The sequence below is a fragment of the Roseitalea sp. genome (assembly GCF_984466335.1).
Map to the genome: position 1 here is coordinate 22,220 of NZ_CFIFWG010000031.1, position 249 is coordinate 22,468.

The window sequence follows — 249 nt, forward strand, 5'->3', positions numbered from 1 at the left end:
GGCTATGGCGACCGGCGCGACCTTCCCGGCATCGAGGCCACATCGCGCCTGTCGCCGCATCTGGCCTTTGGCGAGATCACGCCCGCCGACATCTGGCATCGCGCGGCGGCCGCGCCGGGCGTGCCGGAAAGGCAGCTTGAGACGTTCCACAAGGAGCTTGCCTGGCGGGAGTTCTCCTATCACCTGCTCGTCAACTTCCCGGCGCTGCGCACGGCCAACTTCAACGCCGGCTTCGACGCCTTTGCGTGG

1 pseudogene is annotated in these 249 nt (G+C 68.3%); it reads left to right on the plus strand.

The features are described from left to right. Positions 1 to 249, plus strand: a pseudogene (locus AC5E6L_RS04770) (deoxyribodipyrimidine photo-lyase); the annotation flags it as partial.